Origin of the sequence: Shewanella sp. MEBiC00475 (assembly GCF_005234075.1) — a bacterium.
Taxonomy (GTDB): Bacteria; Pseudomonadota; Gammaproteobacteria; order Enterobacterales; family Shewanellaceae; genus Shewanella; species Shewanella polaris.
The window spans coordinates 2,482,280-2,505,878 of record NZ_CP039928.1 but is presented as its reverse complement, the minus strand read 5'-3'; the positions used below and the strand labels follow the sequence as shown (position 1 = coordinate 2,505,878).

Here is a 23,599-nt window from a genome sequence, read left to right as displayed (position 1 = left end):
AACATAACTAGCTGCAACTAATTACTGATAAACAAAAGTAAATACCCAGTTAAGTACTACTGTTTATCATTAATTACGATAAAAAACCTTATTTAGCCGCATGCTTTGCTTCAATAACCTCAAATACTTTTCTATCTACCCCTTTATTGTTGTATTCAGACAAAATAGCAGTTGATGGGCAATGCAACGGAACATCTTTTAATAATAAGTGAATTTTTTGCTTGGAAAAAGCCAGTAGGTTAGTCTCAAATATTGCTAACATCGCACCATAAACACTAGTATGCCATTGTTCTTTGTAACGGTTAGCGATACGCCATAATGTGTCACTATTATCTCGTTCAAGCAAACATCCCACCTGTTGAGATGATTCGGCTTGGGATGGAGCAGATTGTATATCTGATAATGATGACGGCTGATCTAAACGGCCATCAACTTGGCGTCTTTGGGATGCTTTTACACTAGTTTTTGCACTAGCAGTACTAGCGGTGTCTTTTGTTACTGGCAATACTCGAGGCGTATCAACATTAGATACTAAGGTTGCACTATTCACCGAGTAGGGGGCATCAAATAAGGCGATTGCCGCTAACGTAATAGCTCCTGCGGCAGTAGCTTCGGTAATAATCAGCTGTGCATTACTATCATTAATGACATCGGTGCCATTTAGTTGTAGTAAAAATCGGTTAATACTCTGTACGCTTAATTTTTGCTGTTGAAATTGGCCATCATCTAACTGGCGAATATAAAATTCTAACCGTGACACATCATCATTTTGTGCCACAATATTCACCTTTAATTGCGGTACACTATTCAAATCAAACTGACGACTATTGATACTGACATGATTCACTTGAGCCATTGCCGCCGTCACATAACCCAATAATCCAAAGACTAAGATGATGACCTCAATAAGTCCTTTACGCATATATGTTGCCCTATCTCTTTGATGACACTTAGAGGTAAACTAATCCACAATCCACTATAAAATTGAAAATGATGAAGTCTTATGCCCGTGTTTGTTGAAGTTGCCTTACCCGTTCCATTACGCAGAAACTTTAGTTATCGCGTAAAAGACGAACAGCAAACGGGATTACAAATTGGTCTTCGAGTTAAAGTCCCTTTTGGACCACAACAACTCATCGGCTTAATTACCGCTATCACCGATAGCTGTGACTTAGCACCACAACAAATAAAATCGGTTACCGCTGTATTAGATGATGCCCCATTGTTACCTGACTCGCTATACAAATTAACATTATGGGCAGCCAGATACTACTTTACATCTCAAGGACAAATGCTCAGCCAAGCGCTACCTGTTGCATTAAGAAAAGGGCTTGAAGCAGCGCCGCAAGCAGTGATTGAATACCATTTAAGCCAGCAAGGACGCAGTGCAGATTCAAGCGTACTCAAACGAGCTCCGGCACAGAAAAAACTTTACGAGCTATTGCTTGCTGGGCCCATTACCCAAGATAACTTCACCACTCAGGCATTAAGCAAACCAGCGCTAAAAGCTTTAGAGCAAAAACAATGGATTGAGCGGCAACAAAAACCACTCAGCCATGATTTAAGTTGGCGTCAACAGTTGGTCATGAATGAGTCACCTCATAAGCTCAACAAACAGCAAGCTGTCGCTGTTGCTGTGCTCACTCAACAGCAAGGATTCCATTGCACCTTATTAGAAGGCATTACTGGCTCGGGCAAAACCGAAGTCTACCTAACCTTGCTTGAGACCATTTTAAAACAAGGTAAGCAAGCACTGATCCTCGTGCCTGAAATAGGTTTAACGCCGCAAACTATTAATCGTTTCAAACGTCGCTTCGAAGTTAATGTTGCCGTGATCCATTCAGGACTAACCGACAACCAACGACTTGAGGCTTGGCGCCAAGCTCGTGTGGGTGAAGCGGCCATTATCATAGGCACTCGTTCAGCACTTTTCACTCCTATGGCCTTTCCTGGATTAATTATTCTCGACGAAGAGCATGACAGTAGCTTTAAACAACAAGAAGGGGTGCGTTATCACGCAAGAGACCTAGCAGTTATGCGCGGTCATCTTGAAGATATTCAAGTGGTATTAGGTTCAGCGACTCCATCTTTAGAAACCTTACAAAATGCACTATCTGGACGTTATCACCACCTTGAACTCAGTGAACGAGCAGGTGCAGCCCAAAAAGTTAAGCAAGGTATTATCGATATTACTTCGCAGCCACTTAAAGCAGGCTTGTCGACATCATTAATTAACGAAATGCGCATGCATCTTGACGCGGGGAATCAGGTGCTGCTGTTTTTAAACCGTCGTGGATTTGCCCCTGCTTTGCTTTGCCATGAGTGCGGTCATTTGCATGAATGCGACCGTTGCGATGCATTTTTCACCGTACATCAAGGATTAAATGAAATTTGTTGCCATCATTGCGGCAATCAATACGCTATCCCACGCCAATGCCACGAATGCGGCAGCACCATGTTAATGGGTCATGGTTTAGGTACCGAACAGCTGGAACTTGAATTAATAAAGTTATTTCCCAATTATCCTGTTGTCCGTATTGACCGCGATACAACTCGTCGCAAAGGTTCACTCGAGCAGCAATTGCAAGGTATTCATATGGGGAAATATAAAATTCTGGTTGGAACCCAAATGTTAGCCAAAGGCCACCACTTCCCAGATGTCACCTTAGTCGGCTTACTTGATGTAGATGGCGCATTGTTCAGTGCAGATTTTCGTGCCCCTGAACGTTTTGGGCAGCTATACACCCAAGTATCAGGCCGTGCAGGTCGAGCTGACAAACCCGGCAAAGTGCTATTACAAACCCATCAAAGTGATAACCCCATTTTACGTGATTTATTGAAACGCGGTTACGGTGAGTTTGCTCGTAGTCAGCTAAAAGAGCGTCAGCAAGCATTATTACCGCCCGCATGGCACATGGTATTAATTCGTGCAGAAGCACATTTAGCTGAAGATGCCGATGCTTTTCTAGCACGCGCCAGTGAGCTATTGCCACAAGATAAAGACTTTGAAGTAATTGGCCCAATTCCAGCCCCTCTTGATCGAAAAGCAGGAAAATACCGACGCCAATTAATACTCCAAGCTAAAAGCCGTCAACGTCTCCAAACCGAATTTGAACAAGTATTAGGCCAAATAGAGCAAATACCGGAAGGTAAAAAATGCCGTTGGAATATCGATCGTGATCCGCAGGATTTAATGTAATGAAGCCGTATTACGGGCAAGCCAATCAAGCTTAAAGCTGCCATAAACTTCACTTAGATTAATATTCAGCATAAAAAACCGATATTTCCGCTAAAGCAGATAGCAATTACCCCCCATAAACGGCTAAAATATGCGGTTCCGTCATGTCATTCATTTAACGAATTAGTGCAAGCAAACGCCCATGAAATCACATATTGAATCTTTACTAGAACAAACCATCGAATCCTTCAAACAACAAGGAATTGTGCCGGCTGATTTTCAAGCTCGCATTCAGGTCGATCGCACTAAAGATAAAAGTCATGGTGACTTAGCGACTAACCTTGCAATGATGCTGACCAAAGTAGCGAAAAAGAACCCGCGCGAATTAGCACAACTGATCATCGACACCTTACCTGCATCATCTTATGTGGCCAAAGTAGAAATCGCTGGCCCAGGTTTTATTAACTTTTTTATCGATGACAATGCGCTAGCCAACCAGCTACAACAAGCACTTAACGATGACCATTTAGGTGTGGTATTACCCGCAAAACAAACCATCGTTGTCGATTATTCTTCGCCAAACTTAGCCAAAGAAATGCACGTAGGCCACTTACGCTCAACCATCATTGGTGACAGCGTAGTGCGCGCACTTGAATATTTAGGTCATAACGTCATTCGTCAAAACCACGTAGGTGACTGGGGTACTCAATTTGGTATGCTACTGGCGTTAATGGAAGAGTTACGTGCTGCCAATGGCGAACAAGCCAAGATGGAATTATCTGACCTAGAGAGTTTTTATCGTGCCGCTAAAGTACGTTTTGACGAATCGGCCGAATTCGCTACGCGTGCCCGTCAGTTAGTCGTCGCGCTTCAATCAGGTGATGAATACTGTAATAAATTATGGCGCGAATTTAACGACATTTCTTTAAGCCATTGTCATGATGTATATAAGCGTTTAGGGGTTAGCTTAACCCGCGCCGATGTTCATGGCGAAAGCGCCTACAATGCCGACCTAGCTCAAGTGGTTAAAGATTTAGACGCCCAAGGCCTGTTAAGTGAAAGCAATGGCGCTAAAGTGGTATTCCAAGAAGCATATCGCACCAAAGAAGGTGAGCCTCTACCGGTTATCATTCAAAAAGCGGATGGTGGCTACTTATATGCAACGTCAGATCTTGCCGCCATGCGTTACCGCTCAAACGTATTAAAAGCCGATCGCGCCATGTACTTTGTCGATTTACGTCAAGCCTTACACTTCCAACAAGTGTTTAGCCTTGCCAAATTGGCTAAATTTGTTCGCCCTGAAATGTTGCTGGAGCACACTGGCTTTGGCACCATGAATGGTGAAGATGGTCGTCCATTTAAAACCCGTTCAGGCGGTGTGGTTAAATTAGTTGATTTACTTGACGAAGCCGATGTTCGCGCACTTGAACTGGTTCGCAGTAAAAACCCAGATATGGACCAAGAAACACTGACTGAAATCGCTCGCGTAGTTGGTATCAGCTCTGTTAAGTATGCCGATCTATCTAAAAACCGAACCAGTGATTATATTTTCAGTTTTGAACAGATGTTAAGTTTTGAAGGTAATACTGCCCCTTACTTACTTTACGCCTACACCCGCGTGGCAGGTATTTTCAAACGTGCAGCAGATATTGATCTTAGCCAAGCTAAGATTGTGCTCGAACATGAAAAAGAAAAAGACTTAGGCACAAAATTGGCACAATTTGGTGAAGTATTAACCCGCATGACCGACAAGGGTTTACCTCATGTATTGTGTGGTTACCTTTATGAACTTGCGAGTGAGTTTTCAAGTTTCTATGAAGCTTGTCCAGTGCTTGCTGCCGAATCAGAAGCGCAAAAGCAGAGCCGTTTATTACTGTCGCAACTCACTGCCAAAACCTTAAAAACGGGTTTGTCGCTACTCGGCATTGAAACCCTAGAGCGGATGTAATCATGAGTCGTGACTACGCAAATCGCAAACCTCGCTCGGGTACTAAAGCCCGCGCGCCACAACGGAAAAAAGCCCCTAAGCGCTCTTTTCCATATCTGGCTGTTTTTGTGGTACTCACATTGATCATCGGTTTTGGCTATTTTTTATGGTCCATTAATGGCAGCTCAGACTCATCAGCCACAACGGAACCGGTTCAACAACCGAAGCAGAAAACAACACAAGCTGTGGTCGCTGAAGCACCGAAAAAAACCGTAAAGAAAGATCCAAATGCATTACCACCGAAACCGCAGGAAGAATGGACTTATTTAAAAGAACTTGAAAATATGCAAGTTGAAGTCGACGTGCCTCAGTCTGGTGTAGTGTCTAGCGGCATCTATCAAATGCAATGTGGCTCATTTAGGCAAGAATCACAAGCAAATGAAATGAAAGCCAGAATTGCCTTCCAAGGTGCAGAGGCGCAAGTGCGTCGCAGTGAAGGAACCAATGGCGTATGGTATCGCGTGGTGTTAGGGCCATACCCAAACAAGCGTGAAGCCGAAACCAATCGTCATAAAATGCAGAGCGCAGGTTTAAATGGTTGTCTCATTTGGTTATGGGAATAAACAATCTATTATAGTCGTAATGCATAAATCACATCGCCCTGTTCTTTTGAACAGGGCTTTTTATTAAGCATCGCTTGATATCTGCCATTTTGACCCCATATCCTTTTTAACAATCAACAATTGCATTCACCCTAATGACCCCGTTGATGTATTAGTTAAGAGGATTTACCGTGACTACTATCGTATCTGTACGTCGTAATAATCAAGTTGTCATCGCTGGTGATGGCCAAGTGTCTTTAGGCAATACCGTAATGAAAGGTAATGCGCGTAAAGTGCGTCGCCTTTACCACAACAAAGTATTAGCTGGTTTTGCTGGCGGTACCGCCGATGCATTTACTCTTTTTGAGCTTTTTGAAGCCAAGCTCGAAATGCATCAAGGCCATCTATTAAAATCTGCCGTAGAACTTGCCAAAGATTGGCGTACCGACAAAATGCTACGAAAGCTCGAAGCTATGCTGGTCGTTGCTGACCCTGAAACATCATTAATTATTACCGGTAATGGTGACGTGGTTGAACCAGAACATGACTTAATTGCGATTGGTTCTGGCGGAAACTATGCCCATGCATCAGCTTTAGCATTACTGCAAAATACCGAATTAAGCGCAGAAGAGATTGCCGAAAAATCATTAACGATTGCTGGCGATATTTGTGTATTTACCAACCAATTTAAAACTATCGAAAAGTTAGACTACTAATTCGAGCGTAAAGAAAGGAACCGTTATGTCTGAAATGACACCTCGTGAAATTGTTCACGAACTAGATTCGCATATCATCGGCCAACAAAATGCTAAACGCTCAGTTGCAGTCGCGCTTCGAAATCGCTGGCGCCGCATGCAATTAGAGCCCGAGCTTCGTCATGAAGTCACGCCGAAAAACATTCTAATGATAGGCCCTACTGGTGTCGGTAAAACTGAAATAGCGCGTCGCTTAGCTAAATTAGCTAACGCACCCTTTATTAAAGTCGAAGCCACCAAATTTACTGAAGTCGGTTATGTGGGCAAAGAAGTTGAACAAATCATCCGAGATTTGACTGAGTCAGCGGTAAAAATGACCCGCGAACAGCAAATGAAAAAGTGCCGTCATCGCGCCGAAGAAATGGCAGAAGAACGCATTTTAGATGCCTTATTGCCAAAACCAAAAGATGACTGGGAAACCGACAAAAAAGACGACTCAACCACCCGTCAGGTTTTCCGTAAAAAATTGCGTGAAGGCCAGTTAGACGATAAAGAAATCGAAATCGACGTTGCTGCGCCTCAGATTGGCGTAGAAATTATGTCGCCTCCAGGCATGGAAGAAATGACCAATCAGCTACAAGGTTTATTTCAAAATCTAGGTCAGAGCACGTCTAAGCGTAAAAAACTTAAAATTAAAGATGCTTATAAGCAGTTAGTTGAAGATGAAGCGGCAAAATTAGTCAATCAAGAAGACTTAAAAGAACAAGCCATCGAGCTAGTTGAACAAAATGGTATTGTGTTTTTAGACGAAATTGACAAAATTTGTAAGCGCGGCGAAAGTTCAGGCCCCGATGTATCTCGTGAAGGGGTACAACGTGACTTATTGCCATTAGTGGAAGGTTGTACCGTAACCACTAAACACGGCATGGTGAAAACCGACCATATTCTGTTTATTGCTTCTGGTGCATTCCAGATGTCTAAACCCTCAGATTTAATTCCAGAGCTTCAAGGTCGTTTACCTATTCGTGTTGAATTAGACGCCCTTACCGCTGCCGATTTTAAGCGTATTCTCACAGAGCCATTTGCCTCACTCACTGAGCAGAGTATTGCACTAATGAACACTGAAGGTGTGACTATAGAGTTTACTGAGTCGGGTATTGATCGCATTGCAGAAGCCGCATGGCAAGTGAACGAGCGTACTGAAAATATTGGTGCTCGCCGGTTGCATACCGTGATGGAAAAATTAATGGAAGATATTTCCTATGATGCTTCTGAAAAATCAGGTTCAACTTATATAATTGACGCAGATTATGTCAACGACCATCTAGATACCTTGGTACAAGATGAAGATCTAAGCCGCTTTATTTTATAATCGATTCAATGGCCATTTATGTCAGATAAATGGCCATTAGAAATCGCCAGCGGATATCACGAACTGGTATAACAAAAATGGGATTAACGAGCGTATGATGATAATCTGCGATTTAGCGTTAATCCTTTTTTTATAGGTGATCCAATGACACAAGCAACACCTAACGTGACTGGCGTTAAACTTAAACGCCAATCTAAGTTACTCGAAGTGACTTTCGACAACGACCAGACTTACAACATTAGTTGTGAAATGCTGCGGGTGTTCTCGCCCTCTGCAGAAGTACAGCGTCATGGCGACCCAATATTAGTGACTCATAAGAAAGCCGTTAATATTAAAGCACTCGAACCTGTCGGCCACTACGCGGTAAAAATCACCTTTGATGATGGCCATGATACAGGCTTGTATTCTTGGCAAGTGCTTTATAACTTGTGCAGTAATCAGGCTGAATTATGGCAACAGTATTTAGCAAGATTGCGTGCGGAAAAGGGTTCAAGAGAAGCGTTGATTGATATGAATATTAAGTATTCATAATTCGTTACTTTTTAACGATAGACGTTCATTTCAACACCATATTTGCATAACTTTACGCATCACGATCGGCAATTGACATTGAGAAGATTATATTAAGTAGTAACCTTCACTTGTACCGAGGTGTGTATGAAAAAGTCAATTCAATTTCCGGTGATTAAAATGCTATTGGTGGGATTCGCAATGATAAGCTTGAGTGCTTGCGCCCCACTATTTCACCATGGACATGCCAAAGCTCTGACGAATAAGACGGCAGTAACTAAAGTGGTCGTTGTTAAACCAGCGGCATATCGCGTCGTTAATGTTGATAACGTTCTTAGAAAGGATGTGGTCATTATTCGAAAACGTTAAATGACTCTACTATAAATGCCAGCTATTTTGCTGGCATTTTTAAATAATGGGTATGGTTAATTATCGATGAATATTTAATATTCATTATTTTTAACAATGGCCTGCGGCCACTAACGTCGTGGCGCTTCACCCACACCAGATTAACATCGCAAGGTTCCACCCTGCACAGGCCAAAAACTTTTTTAAGATATGGCCTGCGGCCATATCTTAAATACACTTTTGTCTAAAAATAAGTTACCAACAACATGATTTTACACCAATAAAAATGCCAGCATTTCTGCTGGCATTTTTGATCAACTATTAACTAGTTCAAGCTTATACAGCAGATTGAAAAATCACGCTATCGGCTTTCTTAGTGTAAGAATCGATTTGATCGAAGTTCAAGTAACGGTAAGTATCAGCTGCAGTTGCATCTAATTCTTTAGCGTAGTTTTGATACTCTTCAACTGAAGGTAAACGACCCAATAGCGCTGCTACTGCTGCTAACTCAGCTGATGCTAAGTAGACGTTTGCACCAGTACCTAAACGGTTAGGGAAGTTACGTGTAGAAGTTGATACTACAGTAGCACCTTCTGCAACACGTGCTTGGTTACCCATACATAGAGAACAACCAGGGATCTCAATGCGAGCACCAACACGACCGAAGATGGCGTAGTAACCTTCTTCAGTTAATTGATCGCGGTCCATCTTAGTTGGTGGTGCAATCCATAAACGAGTCGGTAATGTTGTAGCAAACTTTTCTAACATCTTACCGGTCGCACGGAAGTGACCGATGTTAGTCATACAAGAACCAACAAACACTTCGTCAATCTTAGTTTGTGCAACGCTTGATAATAATACTGCATCATCAGGATCGTTTGGTGCACAAAGGATTGGCTCTTTGATGTCGTTTAAGTCGATTTCGATAATTTCAGCATATTCTGCATCTTTATCAGCTTTCATCAACTCTGGGTTAGCAATCCATTCTTCCATCGCTTTAATACGACGTTCAATAGTACGACGATCGCCATAACCTTCAGCAATCATCCACTTCAACATTACGATGTTCGAAGTGAGGTATTCAATGATAGGCTCTTTGTCTAGCTTAATGCTACAACCTGCCGCTGAACGCTCAGCAGATGCATCAGATAATTCGAATGCTTGTTCAACTTTAAGCTGTTCAAGACCTTCGATTTCTAATACGCGGCCAGAGAAAGCGTTGATTTTGCCTTTCTTCTCAACCGTTAGCAGACCCATTTCAATTGCTTTTAATGGGATAGCATGGACTAAATCACGTAAGGTAATACCAGGTTGCATTTCGCCTTTAAAGCGCACTAGCACTGACTCAGGCATATCAAGAGGCATAACACCTGTTGCAGCAGCAAATGCCACTAAACCAGAACCGGCTGGAAATGAAATACCAATAGGGAAACGAGTATGTGAATCACCACCAGTACCTACGGTATCGGGTAATAACATACGGTTTAACCACGAGTGAATAACCCCGTCACCTGGACGTAAAGCAACACCACCACGGTTCATAATGAAATCCGGTAGTGTGTGGTGAGTCGTAACATCAACAGGCTTTGGATAAGCCGCAGTGTGACAGAATGACTGCATGGTTAAATCAGCACTAAAGCCTAAACATGCTAAGTCTTTTAACTCATCACGTGTCATAGGGCCGGTAGTGTCTTGTGAACCAACAGAAGTCATCTTAGGTTCGCAGTATTGACCAGGACGAACACCTGATACGCCACATGCTTTACCAACCATTTTCTGAGCTAAAGTAAAACCTTTATCAGAAGCGGCGATATCTTGTGGACGAACGAATACTTTCGATGCTTCAAGACCTAAGGTTTCACGCGCACGGTCAGTAAGGCCACGACCAATGATCAACGGAATACGACCACCAGCACGAACTTCATCTAACAATACTTCAGTTTTTAATTCGAACGTAGAGATGACTTCATCAGTGCCACCACGTTTAACAACACCTTCATAAGGGTAGATATCGATAACATCACCGGTATCCATTTTATCAACGTTTAGTTCGATCGGTAATGCACCTGCATCTTCCATGGTGTTGAAGAAAATAGGCGCAATTTTGTTACCTAGACAGAAGCCACCAGCACGCTTGTTAGGAACAAAAGGAATGTCATCACCCATAAACCATAACACTGAGTTAGTGGCAGATTTACGTGAAGAACCCGTACCGACAACATCACCAACGTAAACTAAAGGATGACCTTTACCTTTTAACGCTTCGATTTCTTTGATTGGACCCACAACACCTGATTCATCAGGCACAATACCGTCACGCGCATTTTTTAACATTGCTAATGCGTGTAGTGGAATATCTGGACGAGACCATGCATCTGGCGCAGGAGACAAATCATCAGTGTTGGTTTCACCAGACACCTTGAAAACAGTTAATGTAACTTTGTCAGTCAATTTTGGACGATTTAAGAACCAATCTGCATTGGCCCAAGCATCAACCACTTGCTTAGCAAAATCATTACCCGCTTGCATTTTTTCAACAACATCGTGGTATGAATCAAACATCAACAAGGTATTAGACAGTGCTGTAACGGCTAAAGGTGCCAATTTAGCATTGTCTAGTTGGTCGATTAACGGCTCAATGTTGTAACCGCCTTGCATAGTGCCAAGCAGTTTAACAGCGTGTTCTGTGCTTAATATTGGAGATGACACTGTGCCTTTAGCGACAGCATCAAGGAAAGCAGCCTTTACATAGGCAGCTTCATCTACTCCTGGTGGAATACGATTTTCGAGCAAGTCGAGGATGAATGCCTCTTCACCTGCTGGTGGTGTTTCAAATAACTTAACCAGTTCAGCCACTTGTTGTGCATTTAATGGCTTAGGGACTACACCCTCTGCAGCACGTTCTGCGACGTGTTTACGATATGCTTTTAGCACGGCAACATTCCTCTTTGTTTGACGCCTAACGGCGAAACTCAACGTCATTATGATTACGCTGATAATTCCACTGGTTCGGGCTTGAAATCCGACCACCAGTATACTACAGCTTTATAAAAGTATGAATCAGCTCACACTATTAGCGGTATGAAATCAACGCGATTTATCAACCTAACAATCAATTTAGCGGGAAGTTAAATAAATTAAAATTAGACAATAGTTTGAAACAGCCTAAAAAACACTTAAATACATTAACTTACACAACACCTACTGATTAAACTATACACAATGAAATATCTACTTTTTTAAATGAAATATTTTTTAAAAAAGTGTGTTTTGATTGTGTCTCATCAGCAACAAAGTAATAATTAACACTAAAGGTTATGCCGTTTATGGAGCCAGTATTGTGTCAACCCAAATAAAAGCCGTTATTTTTGATATGGATGGAGTATTAATTGATTCCGAACCCGCTTGGCAGTTAGCCGAGCAAACTGTACTAAATAGTTTTGGGTTAAATCTCAGCCTCGAAGAAATAGAACAAACTACTGGCTTGCGCATTGATCATGTAGTTAGCTATTGGTACCAACGTTTTCCTTGGCCAAATTACGACAACACAGCCTCGGCAAATAAAATTGTTAATGAAGTTATCGCCCAAATCCATGCCAATGGTGAACCGATGCGAGGTGTCATTGAGTCGCTAGACGCCTGTAAACGTTTAGGGCTTAAAATAGGGTTAGCAACATCTTCGTCGTCATTAATTATTGAAGCTGTGCTGCATAAACTGGCCATAGGCCATTATTTTGATGCGATTGAATCTGCTGAAAATCTAGAGTATGGCAAACCACATCCAGAGGTATATTTGAATTGTGCTAAAGGGCTTGGCGTGCCACCGAGTCAATGCATCGCTATTGAAGACTCTTTTAATGGTTTAATTGCCGCACGAGCAGCCAGTATGCAAACCGTGGCGATTCCTACACCTCATACCGTTAATCAGCCCAAATGGATTATTGCGCATAATCAACTTGCTCACGCAGGATTATTGCCTGCACTGCTTAACAAGGTCGCTTCGCTGCTAGAGCGGACTGCGTCCTGCTAGGTTCTAGGTCGCTGGGACAGCTTCGCTGCTAAGATTAAATAGCCTCTGCAGCGTCCTAGTTTTTAGCTTGTATAGCTTCTAGAAGCGAAGCGCTCTAGCCACCAGGCTTTTTAGTTCGTACGCCTCTGGGCTTTTGGCTTAGATAGACTGCCTAAAAATTCTTACCAACAAATAAGTAGAATGCTGTTTCACCGCTGTCAGTAAAACCAAACCCTAATGCCGCAGGGCCCCAGTCAGTATCAGTACCTAAATACAAACTGCTGGCAAAAATCAAATCGTCTAAATCCACATCATCACGATCAAACCACACATTACCAGCTTCAAGGCTTGTGCCTAAATACAAAGGTAAATCGGTGATCAATACGTCACGGCCAAGATCATATTGATAAATCACTGCGCCAAATACTTTATGAGCGCCTGCTAGGGTATCTTTACGATAACCAGACAAGTTTAAGAACCCGCCTAAATCGGCAACGTGTAAGGTAAAGTCACCATCATTTTCAACAGTAGCCAACTCCATTTTGCCCACAATGGCATGGTTGCCGAGTTTTAATGCACCCTTCCAATCCGCCTCAAATTGCCAAGCGAGATCGTCACTAAAGGTTGTATCGACATTAGTTAATCCGCTGTACGATTCATCTCGAAAATAACTGACAAAGGTAATTCGATTTCCTTCTGTTGGGAAACTAATACTGTTTAAATTGTCATAGGCAATTTTAAAATAACCGCCGGTTGAATGATAACTAAGTGAATCAACCGAACCAAACTCACTGCTGACACGTCCATCTTCCGCAATAAAGCCTAGTTCGATAATACCATCTGAATTAAAATTATAACCCGTACCTAAAACAATTTGAGCCACATTATGTTCGAGCTCAACATAACTGCCATCTTGATTAAACAAATCCCAATCTTTCATTTCATATTGGAATCTCGCTAGGCTATAAAATGTTTGATCACGATCTAATGGTTGATAAAATTCCGTCGCGACTAATTTTTTAAACCCTAGTTCTAATTCGTTACGCCACTCTCCGCCATTTTCAGTTAAGTCGGTCATGGTATACGCTAGACTTAATGTAATCGCTGAGTCGAGAGTGAAGTCATCTTCCCAGTTAAAACCTGCTTGGAAATAATTCGGACCCCATGATTTTGCTTTGGTGGTAATCGTTAAAATTCGGCCTTGTTCAACATCTTCAAATTCGGCATCGACACGTTCAAATTTATTCAGCGAATACACTCGATTAAGGGCGGAATCTAATTCATCTTTACTGAGTGCAACCCCTTCGACAATCCCTAAGCGATCTCGCAATAATTTCTCACTGACTTTTGACTGGTTATCAAAGGCGATTTTATAAATGGGTTTTTTAAGAGGATCTACCCACAATAAACTTTGTTGTAATTTACTCGCTTGGTAAGCCAAATAATCGTGTTCACTAATCCCAAGCGGCTCTAACTTCACCAACTCTAATATGGCGGCATCTTCACCTAATTTAAGTGCTAATGGCATGATTGAAAAATCGGTAGTACTTAAGCTATCAATGGCTGGACGAATTAAAATATCGCCAGACGTCAGTAAGGTTTTTTGGCGGGCGGTACTGGCTTGAGTCAAAATAGTCGAAAGTTGTTCTAGCACAGCAATGGTACTGTCTAAGTTTTCTTGTTTAGTCAATGCAGAACCAATATCAACTGCAATAATAATATCTGCGCCCATGGCTTTCACTACATCAATAGGCATATTGTTAGCAATCCCGCCATCAACGAGTAAACGACCATTAATCAATGCTGGTTGCAATGCGCCTGGTACAGTGGCAGAGGCTTGCATTGCCTGTACTATACTGCCGCTTGATAATACCACCGCTTCGCTGGTTGCTAAGTCAGTTGCTACAGCCCGATAAGGAATAGCCAACTCATCAAAGTCGCCAAACTGTTCAACTAATCCCGTTGAATGACGCAGTAACTGCGACATGCTTTGTCCACGCAACAATCCGCTTGGCGACGTTAAGCGATTATCGTTGTAACCAACCGTAAGAGGGATATTAAATTGATCACGCTGTTGCTTGTCTCGGTAACTTAATTTGTCACGAGGAATGGTATCGGAATAACCTTTTGACCATTGGCCATTAAGCATTAATTCTTCAATTTGATCAGCGTTATAGCCCAGCGCATACATACCGGCGACGTATGCACCAATACTGGTACCAGCGATATAATCTACTGGGATATGATACTTTTCCAATACTTTCAACACACCGATATGTGCAGCACCTTTTGCACCACCACCACTGAGCACTAAGCCAATGGTAGGTCTTTCTTTAGCCGTTTTTTTAGCCGCATGTACAGGTTGTACTACCAAGCTAAAGCAAATACAGCTAGCCAAAAACCAAGTAAACAAGTTAAGGCGCAAAATTTGTTGCATAAATCATTCCGAAAGTAAGTAAAAACGGCTCATTCTAACAAAATTTAACCAATACCTATACTAGTGAATGGCAACAACAATATTACAATCAGTATCGTTAAACATCGCGTGACTTATCAATCAACATTTGTTGTTTTATTTTATGTTCAATCTCGCTTTTGGGCATAGGCTTAGCGAAATAATAACCTTGAATAATATGACATCCTCGCTGAACAACTTGATTCAATTGCTGTTCCGATTCAACCCCTTCAGCAATCACTTCAAGGGATAAATTACGTGCTAATTCAATAATACTGCTCAAGATAGCTTGATCTGCTTTGTTAGTATCAATATGAATTAAAAAGGATCGATCAACTTTTAAGACATTAACTTGAAATGAGCGTAAATAAGCAAGAGAGGAGTAACCAGTCCCAAAATCATCTATGGCAACATCAATACCTAACTGTTTCAAAGCGAGCAAATGCTGACTGGCAATATCAATTTCTTTCATCAATACACCTTCAGTAATTTCCATCGATAAGCAATGAGCGGGCATGCCAGTTTGATGCAATGTCGCAGTCAAAAAGTCGATAAAATCAGTCTGTCTAAAGTGCATAGCAGATACGTTAACTGATACTTTTATCTCACTTTGATACTGTTGATGCCAGTAAGCTCCATCGATACAAGCTTGAGTTAACACCCAGCGATCGATCTCAACAATTAGGCCGCACGATTCTGCAATCCCAATAAATACATCGGGGTTAACCATGCCATCTTTTGGATGTTGCCAACGAATTAATGCTTCTACACCGACTAAACGATTTTGTTGCTGAACATCAATTTGAGGTTGATAGTACAATTCAAATTCGTTGCATTGTACTGCTCGGTGCAAATCAGCTTCTAAGCGTAAATGATATAAGGCTTCTGCGTTACGCTCAGCGGAGTAATATTGAAAATTACCACGGCCTTCTTCTTTAGCATGATACATGGCTAAATCAGCATTTTTAATTAAGGTTTCAGGGGTTTGATCATCATCAGACCAAATGCTAATTCCGATACTGGTCGAGATAAAAAACTCTCTACCATACAGTTTGAATGGCATTTCGATTTGCTTTAGTAATTGTGTTGCTATGTGATTAATAGTATCGACATCGTTTGCGTCACGCAGTAAAAGCACAAATTCATCACCACCAAAACGGCATAATAAATGTTTTTCTGACAAGCAAGACTGAAGCCGATTAGCGGCTTCAACTAATAATGCATCGCCCATACTATGGCCGTATGAATCATTAACATGTTTAAAGCGATCGAGGTCTAAAAATAGCAGTGCCAAGGTTTCTTTGTGTTTTTTAGCGGTTTCAATTGCTTCGCCCAGTCGACGCGAAAACATCGCCCTATTAGCCAAACCGGTTAACGTGTCGCTGTTAGCTAAACGGCGTAAATGCAACTCATTGTGCTTACGTTCGGTGATGTCAGAAAAAACCACCACATAATGCAATGCCGTACCATTAGCATTGAGCATTGTCGATACGTTTATCCAAACAGGACAGCGGCTACCATCAATACAGTTAAACTCACATTCCCCAGTCCAAAAATGCTCTTTATTGAACACATCCTCCATATCGAACGGCTCTGGGGCTGCAAACACCAAATCGGCAAAATGCTTACCTGCTAAATCACTTCTTTTAGAGGTTAAAATTAAATTAGCGGCAGCATTACTAATTTTAATATTTTTATTATCATCTAATATCAGCATTCCTTCGGAAGTATTTTCAAATGCCTGAGCTAATAAATTAACTTCGCTTTCCAACTCACGCTGTTGCGATATATCAGTATACATACCCGCAGCATGAGTCACGCGACCACTACTGGGATCAAATTTAATCGCTCGGCCTTTAATCCGTAGCCAATGCCATTGATGATCATACTGATTGCGATATCGGTACTCGGCATCAATCATTTCTTCTTGACCTGTTATAAGGTCTTTCCACACAGATTGCATCCGATCAATATCATCTACGTGTATGGGTATATCGTCTAGTTTGACACTAATATTTTGCTCTGGCCCTAACACACCACTCTGGTTATCTAGCGACAACATTTGAGTAGAATCATGCCACTCCCATAAATCAGAATCGCTGCCTTTTAAGGCTTGATGTAAGCGCTCATCACTTTCAACTAATGCATGGTTAATTTGTTTAAAGCGATGAACTTGTCGCTGTCTAAACAACAATATAATAGAAACAATTAACAAAATAATAAGAATGAGAGCAACTTCAAATTGCTGAGTGCGCCACCAAAGCTGCTTTACGGCAAATGGATATTGGAATGGTTCACTCGACCAAATACCATTTCTTTTATACAAAAGTTCAAGTACATACGCCCCAGCACTTAACCCTGTTATATTAATTTGTGACTGGCCTTCTAATAACACGTAGTTTCCTGCCGCATTATCATCCTTAACGAGCCGATACTGTATGGCCATGGGTTTATCATCAAGATAATCGAGTAATGCGATTTGAAAACTAATTAAGCTAGCGCCCGGCTCGACTTGAGTAAGTTCGCTTGGAATTAAATAAACTGCGGTATTATTTTCGTAAAACACAGAGACTGACTCGAGTATGACTTTGTCACTGATTGTGCGAGACGCTAATTCATCGAGATTGATTAACATTGCCCCATCTGGCGTACCAATGAAAAAGCCTTTGTTAGGATCATAAAATTTTGCCGATTCATTAAATTCATCGGAAATTAATCCATCTTGATGACTAAACGAACTGACCTTACCAGACTTTTTATTTACTTTAATGATGGCAGTAGCACAACCTACAATGTGGTCAGTAATCGTATCTTGAAGAAAGAACACCACTTTACAATTGATCTTCCATTGTTGATCAAGCGAAATAATGTCATCGGTTTTAGTATTGAATTGATAAATACCATGCTGGGAAGTGCCCAACCACATAATGTCTGGTGCCACTTGCATAAAACTATTCATCGTAGGGAGGTTAGTAAAGTCAGAAAACACCTCCAATTTTGAAACGTATTCACCCGCCGCGGTTAAATAGCCAAAATGTTTACTGCCACTGAGCCATAAACGATCGGCATCGTCTCTCAATATGGCTTTATACAATGTATTTGTGAGTGACTGTTCGCCATTGGATAATTCTTGTAGCTGTAGTTCTGAATTACCCTCTTTCCAATAATACAATCCATGATTAGTTCCAAACCAAATCACATCGCGATAAAAGTCATCATGATAAATACCAATGACCACTTTATCTTTCAGTGACTCCTTACCACCACTCCAGTCAGCAAAATTAGAACTGGCATTGGTGATTTTATTCACCACATAAAGCCCGCTTGATGAGGCTAATACGATATGATCTTTGTCTAGGGATTCAATTCGGTAAATACTGTCATTAAGCTCAAACCCTGGTGGAGTGATCATTGTTGACGTTTGGTGTTGAGTATCGACCACAGACAAACCACCATCGGTACCCATCCACAGCTGATCACCTTCACTGTATATTGACCACACCATTTCATTATCCAGTTGATAAGGTGGTGCTTTAGAGTACTCTTCAATTAAAAACTTAGGTTTTTCAGCAATGACCGCAAGACCATCACCAGAACCACCAACCCATAACAGACCGTCGGCATCAACAGCCATGTCGTGAATATAATCAATATTGGCATCTTGTTTAAGTTCATCATGATAAATCGTAAATTTATCATTAGATGGATTCCAAAAAATAAGCCCTGCCCGACTCGATATCCACAAGTTTCCATCAAGATCTTGTTCCATTTGATCTACGTAATAAGAGATGTTATTCACAGGTTGTAAACGTAAATTTTCGACATCAACGCGAAATAACCCCTTAGAAGTCAACATCCATATCCGCTGTTGTTTATCTTGGAACAATTCTCTAATCGAACCATTTTTATCTGTCCATGGAAATGCGCCAATAAACGCCCCATCAGCCTGATGAAGTTCCAATAAATGATCGGTTGAAAATAGATATTGAGATGAGTGTAATTCTAGCGCGTTGCGCCAAGGCAGTTGATGATCTAATGAGTGGCTTGCAGATAAAGACAATTGTTGAGAAACATCATCAAAATAATAAACTTGTCCCGAATAGGCTAATATAAGTAATCGCCCATCGAGTTGACGTTGAGTAGCCACTACACGAATACTGTTGTTGATATTAGTGACGTCATTATCTTTAGGCTTAAGCAATAAACTAAAGTGATTATTTAAAATACTGTATAAATATAGCGAGGTATTGCTGCCAACAAGCAAATGATCTTGACCCGAATTAACCACTGTAGTGATAAATTCATCATCAAGAACCGAATCAAAACCGACTTTATCAATACGTCTTACTTTGCTATTGCTAACCCGATACAAGCCTTGTTGAGTCGCCAGCCAAACAAAACCATAATGATCAAAGCTAATATCTTGAATACTGGCATTGGCTAATCCATCTCGCGCAGTAAATACCCGCTGTACTACATCCCCTGCATTAGCAGGTATAGCAGCGAGTAGATAAAACCCCATACAGACGAACCAATAGATTACCGCTCTGATCATAAATAAAACCTATACCTCAAAAGATAATATGTTTACTAATTGCCATGACTTACTGATAAACACAATAACACCGACACTAACCAATACAGTGGTTTCATACCCCAGTAAAGAGAAGTCACAGTATAATCATTCATACACAAAAAAATAACAATTAACCAACTATTCTTAGGGTATTTCCGAGTAATTTTATAAACATTATTAATGTTTTAACATTATTTAGTAGAGAAAGTAATACTCACCTATAACACTAGTCTAAAAATCAAACTACAGGTAAAAAAAAGCACCCCTAAATGGAATGCTTTTTTATCGCTATATTGCCAGTGTAAATTACTTCTTCTTAACCGCTTTAGGGTTAGGTAAATCAGTAATTGAACCTTCATACATTTCAGCCGCTAAACCAACTGATTCATGTAAGGTTGGGTGAGCATGAATCGTTAGTGCTAAGTCTTCAGCATCACAACCCATTTCAATCGCTAGGCCAATTTCACCTAATAATTCACCACCGTTAACACCAACAACCGCACCACCGATAATACGATGAGTCTCTTTGTCGAATATTAACTTGGTCATACCTTCACTGCAATCTGATGCAATTGCACGGCCGCTAGCAGCCCAAGGGAAAGTAGACGTTTCAAAAGCAATACCTTGCTCTTTGGCTTCTTTCTCAGTTAGACCAACCCATGCTACTTCTGGATCAGTGTAAGCAATCGATGGAATCACTTTAGGGTCAAAGTAATGCTTCATACCCGCAATTACTTCAGCCGCTACATGACCTTCATGCACACCTTTGTGAGCTAACATTGGTTGACCAACGATGTCACCAATTGCGTAAATGTGTGGCACATTGGTACGTAATTGTTTGTCTACATTGATAAAGCCACGCTCATCAACATTTACACCCGCTTTTTCAGCAGCAATTAACTTACCATTAGGTGAGCGACCAATTGCCACTAATACGGCATCGTAACGAACAGGTTCAGCAGGTGCTTTCTTGCCTTCCATTGTGACATAGATACCGTCTTCTTTAGCTTCAACAGCTGTCACTTTAGTTTCAAGAATAAGGTTAAACTTCTTCTTAATTTGTTTAGTGAATACGCGAACAACGTCTTTATCTGCAGCAGGGATAACTTGGTCGAACATTTCAACTACGTCAATTTCACTGCCTAAAGATGAATACACAGTACCCATTTCTAGGCCAATAATACCGCCGCCCATTACCAATAACTTGCCTGGTACTTCTTTCAATTCAAGTGCGTCAGTCGAATCCCAAATACGTGGATCGTCATGCGGAATAAATGGCAGTTTAATTGGACGAGAACCTGCCGCGATAATAGCTTGCTCAAACTGAACCACGGTAACAGTACCGTCTTCAGCAGTCACTTCTAGGCTATTAGGGCCAGTGAACTTACCAAAACCGTTAACCACGTTAACTTTACGCATTTTAGACATTCCGCCTAATCCGCCCGTTAATTGACCAACAACTTTGTCTTTAAAACCGCGTAATTTTTCTAAATCGATTGTTGGCTCACCAAATACCACACCGTGACTCGCAGCTGATTTAGCTTCTTCAATCACTTTAGCAATGTGTAGTAATGCTTTAGATGGGATACAACCTACGTTCAAACATACACCACCTAGGGTGCTAAAACGTTCAACGATAATGGCATCTAAACCTAAATCAGCTGCACGGAATGCTGCTGAATAGCCTGCAGGGCCTGATCCTAATACAACTACCTGAGTTTTAATTTCGTTACTCATGTTTTCCTCTATTCTTTGCATATGTTGGCGAACAAAACCGATTCAACAATCAATGTGGTCAGATTGTGATAACTGACCGCATTTTACCCTTTGTTTGATAACGATCACAATCAAACATTAGTGATAATCATCGACATAAAAAAGGCCACTCTATTAGAGCGGCCATATTTGTTTACAATATCATGGTACGAATGTCAGATAAGATGGCTGACAATGTCACACTAAAGCGTGCGGCCATTGCACCATCAATCACACGATGGTCGTATGATAATGACAATGGCAACATTAATTTAGGCTCAAACTCTTTGCCATTCCACTTAGGCTTAATTTCAGATTTAGACACACCTAAAATCGCCACATCAGGGTAATTAACAATCGGCGTAAATGCCGTACCGCCAATGCCACCTAAACTTGAAATCGTAAAACAGCTGCCTTGCATATCAGCCGACTTTAACTTGCCGTCACGAGCACGGATCGAAATGTCAGTTAATTCACGCGACAGTTCAACAATGCCTTTTTTATCAACGTCACGTACAACCGGAACCATTAGGCCATTAGGCGTATCAACAGCCACACCAATGTGGAAGTACTTCTTCTGAATCAGCGACTCACCATCACTGCTTAAGCTTGAGTTAAACACAGGGAACTCAGCCAATGCTTTCGCGACAGCTTTCATCATAAACACCAGAGGCGTGATTTTGTAATCTGCTTTCTTCTTCGCTGCAAGCTCATTTTGCTGCTTACGGAAGGCTTCCATCTCAGTAATATCAGCTTCGTCGAACTGGGTAACATGCGGAATCGTTACCCAGTTACGATGTAAGTTAGGTCCAGAAATTTTCTGGATACGGCTTAGTGGTACTTCTGCCACTTCACCAAACTTACTGAAATCAACTTTAGGAGCAGCAATCACACTTAAGCCACCTGCACCACCAGCAACCGCCGTAGCAGCTGTCGCTTTAGGGCGTGACAACTCATATTTCACAAATGCTTGCACGTCTTCTTTCAAAATCCGCGCTTTACGTCCAGTACCAGTAACCTTGGTTAAATCTACGCCAAATTCACGCGCTAAACGGCGCACTGAAGGTGATGCGTAAGCAACTCCGGTAGACTTAGGTGCCGCAGCACTAGGGTGATACGGTACCGGCGGAGTCGATGGACGACTGGCAGCTATTGTTGGTGCAGGCGCTACTGGAGCAGACTCCGTTTGAACAGGAGCAGCTTGAGCAGGTGCGGCACTAGTCGTTTCAATAGTCGCAATTAAGCTACCTTGAGACACTTTATCGCCCACGTTAACCGTTAACGACACTAACTTACCGGCAAATGGTGCTGGTACTTCCATGGTCGCTTTGTCAGTTTCAAGGGTAATTAAACCTTGATCTGCAGTGATTTCATCACCAACAGCAACCAGCACTTCAATAACATCGACATCATTAGCGTCGCCAATATCAGGTACATGAATTTCTTGTACTTGGCTTGTCGTTACTTCTGCCATTGCTTGAGAAACAGGAGCCGCAGCCTGAGGTGCAGCGGCTTGAGCTTCCGGGGCTGTTGCTTGTGGCGCTGACACTGCTGGTGCTACTGGTTCAGAACCAGCAACTTCTAGCGTAATAACTAATGAACCTTCAGATACTTTGTCGCCAACGGCCACTTTCACTGATTTAACCACACCCGCTTTAGGTGACGGTACGTCCATGGTGGCTTTATCTGTTTCTAAGGTAATTAAACCTGTATCAACATCAATGCTATCACCTACAGCAACCAACACTTCGATGACAGAGACATCTGTATCACCGCCAATATCTGGCACTTTCACTTCAATCACTTCAGAGGCACCAGCACTTGGTGCGGCAACAGGCGTCACTGGTGCAGGAGCCGCAGCTTGTGCGACTGGAGCTTCAGCTTTAGGCGCTGGTGCTGCAACGTCTGCTTTGGCAGGCGCGGCATCAGCAACACTCATCATCGCAATTAACGTGCCTTCTGACACTGTATCACCCACAGCAATTTTTAATTCTGCCAAGGTACCAGCAAAAGGTGCTGGAATATCCATGGTTGCCTTATCGCTTTCTACTGTAATGATTGACGCTTCTTTCTCAAGAAAATCACCCACTGCAGCACAAATTTCAATAACTTGTACAGCATCAGTATCGATATTAGGAACCAAAACTTCTTTTAATTCAGCCATTTTGTATC

At 41.7% G+C, this 23,599-nt stretch carries 14 protein-coding genes; 8 read left to right on the top strand and 6 right to left on the bottom strand.

Annotated elements, in window-relative coordinates; all coding sequences use genetic code 11:
- Nucleotides 1–88 precede the first annotated feature (88 nt).
- The gene (locus tag FCN25_RS11115; RefSeq protein ID WP_137224742.1) at nucleotides 89–922 is read right to left on the bottom strand and encodes a FimV/HubP family polar landmark protein; all 834 of its coding nucleotides are present in this window, start codon (nucleotides 920–922) and stop codon (nucleotides 89–91) included.
- Nucleotides 923–1,003: 81 nt separating this feature from the next.
- On the opposite strand from FCN25_RS11115, the gene priA reads away from it, so the two are divergent.
- The 7 genes from priA to FCN25_RS11080 all read left to right on the top strand — a co-directional run bounded on the left by priA (nucleotide 1,004) and on the right by FCN25_RS11080 (nucleotide 8,653).
- Nucleotides 1,004–3,199, top strand: a complete 2,196-nt coding sequence (gene priA, locus FCN25_RS11110; RefSeq protein WP_137224740.1) for a primosomal protein N' — start codon at nucleotides 1,004–1,006, stop codon at nucleotides 3,197–3,199.
- A 181-nt stretch (nucleotides 3,200–3,380) separates the two neighbouring features.
- A complete protein-coding gene (gene argS, locus FCN25_RS11105; RefSeq protein WP_137224738.1) occupies nucleotides 3,381–5,126 on the top strand; it encodes an arginine--tRNA ligase in 1,746 nt (581 codons plus the stop codon).
- A complete protein-coding gene (locus tag FCN25_RS11100; RefSeq protein WP_254693775.1) occupies nucleotides 5,126–5,728 on the top strand; it encodes an SPOR domain-containing protein in 603 nt (200 codons plus the stop codon). Before argS ends, FCN25_RS11100 begins: the two co-directional genes overlap by 1 nt.
- 170 nt (nucleotides 5,729–5,898) lie before the next feature.
- A complete protein-coding gene (gene hslV, locus FCN25_RS11095; protein WP_137224734.1) occupies nucleotides 5,899–6,423 on the top strand; it encodes an ATP-dependent protease subunit HslV in 525 nt (174 codons plus the stop codon).
- 25 nt (nucleotides 6,424–6,448) lie between these two features.
- Nucleotides 6,449–7,774 (top strand): HslU--HslV peptidase ATPase subunit, encoded by a 1,326-nt coding sequence (gene hslU, locus FCN25_RS11090; RefSeq protein WP_137224732.1) that lies wholly within the window; start codon nucleotides 6,449–6,451, stop codon nucleotides 7,772–7,774.
- A gap of 144 nt (nucleotides 7,775–7,918) precedes the next feature.
- A complete protein-coding gene (locus FCN25_RS11085) occupies nucleotides 7,919–8,305 on the top strand; it encodes a gamma-butyrobetaine hydroxylase-like domain-containing protein (RefSeq protein ID WP_137224730.1) in 387 nt (128 codons plus the stop codon).
- A 126-nt stretch (nucleotides 8,306–8,431) separates the two neighbouring features.
- The gene (locus tag FCN25_RS11080) at nucleotides 8,432–8,653 is read left to right on the top strand and encodes a hypothetical protein (protein WP_137224727.1); all 222 of its coding nucleotides are present in this window, start codon (nucleotides 8,432–8,434) and stop codon (nucleotides 8,651–8,653) included.
- A gap of 315 nt (nucleotides 8,654–8,968) precedes the next feature.
- Here the strand turns inward: FCN25_RS11080 and acnB are convergent, their stop codons facing one another.
- Complete coding sequence (acnB, locus tag FCN25_RS11075) at nucleotides 8,969–11,566, bottom strand: bifunctional aconitate hydratase 2/2-methylisocitrate dehydratase (protein ID WP_137224725.1); 2,598 nt, start codon at nucleotides 11,564–11,566, stop codon at nucleotides 8,969–8,971.
- A gap of 403 nt (nucleotides 11,567–11,969) precedes the next feature.
- On the opposite strand from acnB, the gene hxpB reads away from it, so the two are divergent.
- Nucleotides 11,970–12,662 (top strand): hexitol phosphatase HxpB, encoded by a 693-nt coding sequence (hxpB, locus tag FCN25_RS11070; RefSeq protein ID WP_254693774.1) that lies wholly within the window; start codon nucleotides 11,970–11,972, stop codon nucleotides 12,660–12,662.
- Nucleotides 12,663–12,813: 151 nt separating this feature from the next.
- Here the strand turns inward: hxpB and FCN25_RS11065 are convergent, their stop codons facing one another.
- From FCN25_RS11065 to aceF, 4 genes are all read right to left on the bottom strand, one after another.
- On the bottom strand, nucleotides 12,814–15,078 hold the full coding sequence (locus FCN25_RS11065) for a patatin-like phospholipase family protein (RefSeq protein ID WP_137224720.1): 2,265 nt from the start codon (nucleotides 15,076–15,078) through the stop codon (nucleotides 12,814–12,816).
- A 97-nt stretch (nucleotides 15,079–15,175) separates the two neighbouring features.
- Nucleotides 15,176–19,651 (bottom strand): EAL domain-containing protein, encoded by a 4,476-nt coding sequence (locus tag FCN25_RS11060; protein ID WP_137224718.1) that lies wholly within the window; start codon nucleotides 19,649–19,651, stop codon nucleotides 15,176–15,178.
- A 327-nt stretch (nucleotides 19,652–19,978) separates the two neighbouring features.
- On the bottom strand, nucleotides 19,979–21,409 hold the full coding sequence (gene lpdA, locus FCN25_RS11055; protein ID WP_137224716.1) for a dihydrolipoyl dehydrogenase: 1,431 nt from the start codon (nucleotides 21,407–21,409) through the stop codon (nucleotides 19,979–19,981).
- A gap of 172 nt (nucleotides 21,410–21,581) precedes the next feature.
- Entirely contained in the window at nucleotides 21,582–23,591 is a 2,010-nt protein-coding gene (gene aceF, locus FCN25_RS11050) for a pyruvate dehydrogenase complex dihydrolipoyllysine-residue acetyltransferase (RefSeq protein WP_137224714.1), read from the bottom strand.
- Nucleotides 23,592–23,599 lie beyond the last annotated feature (8 nt).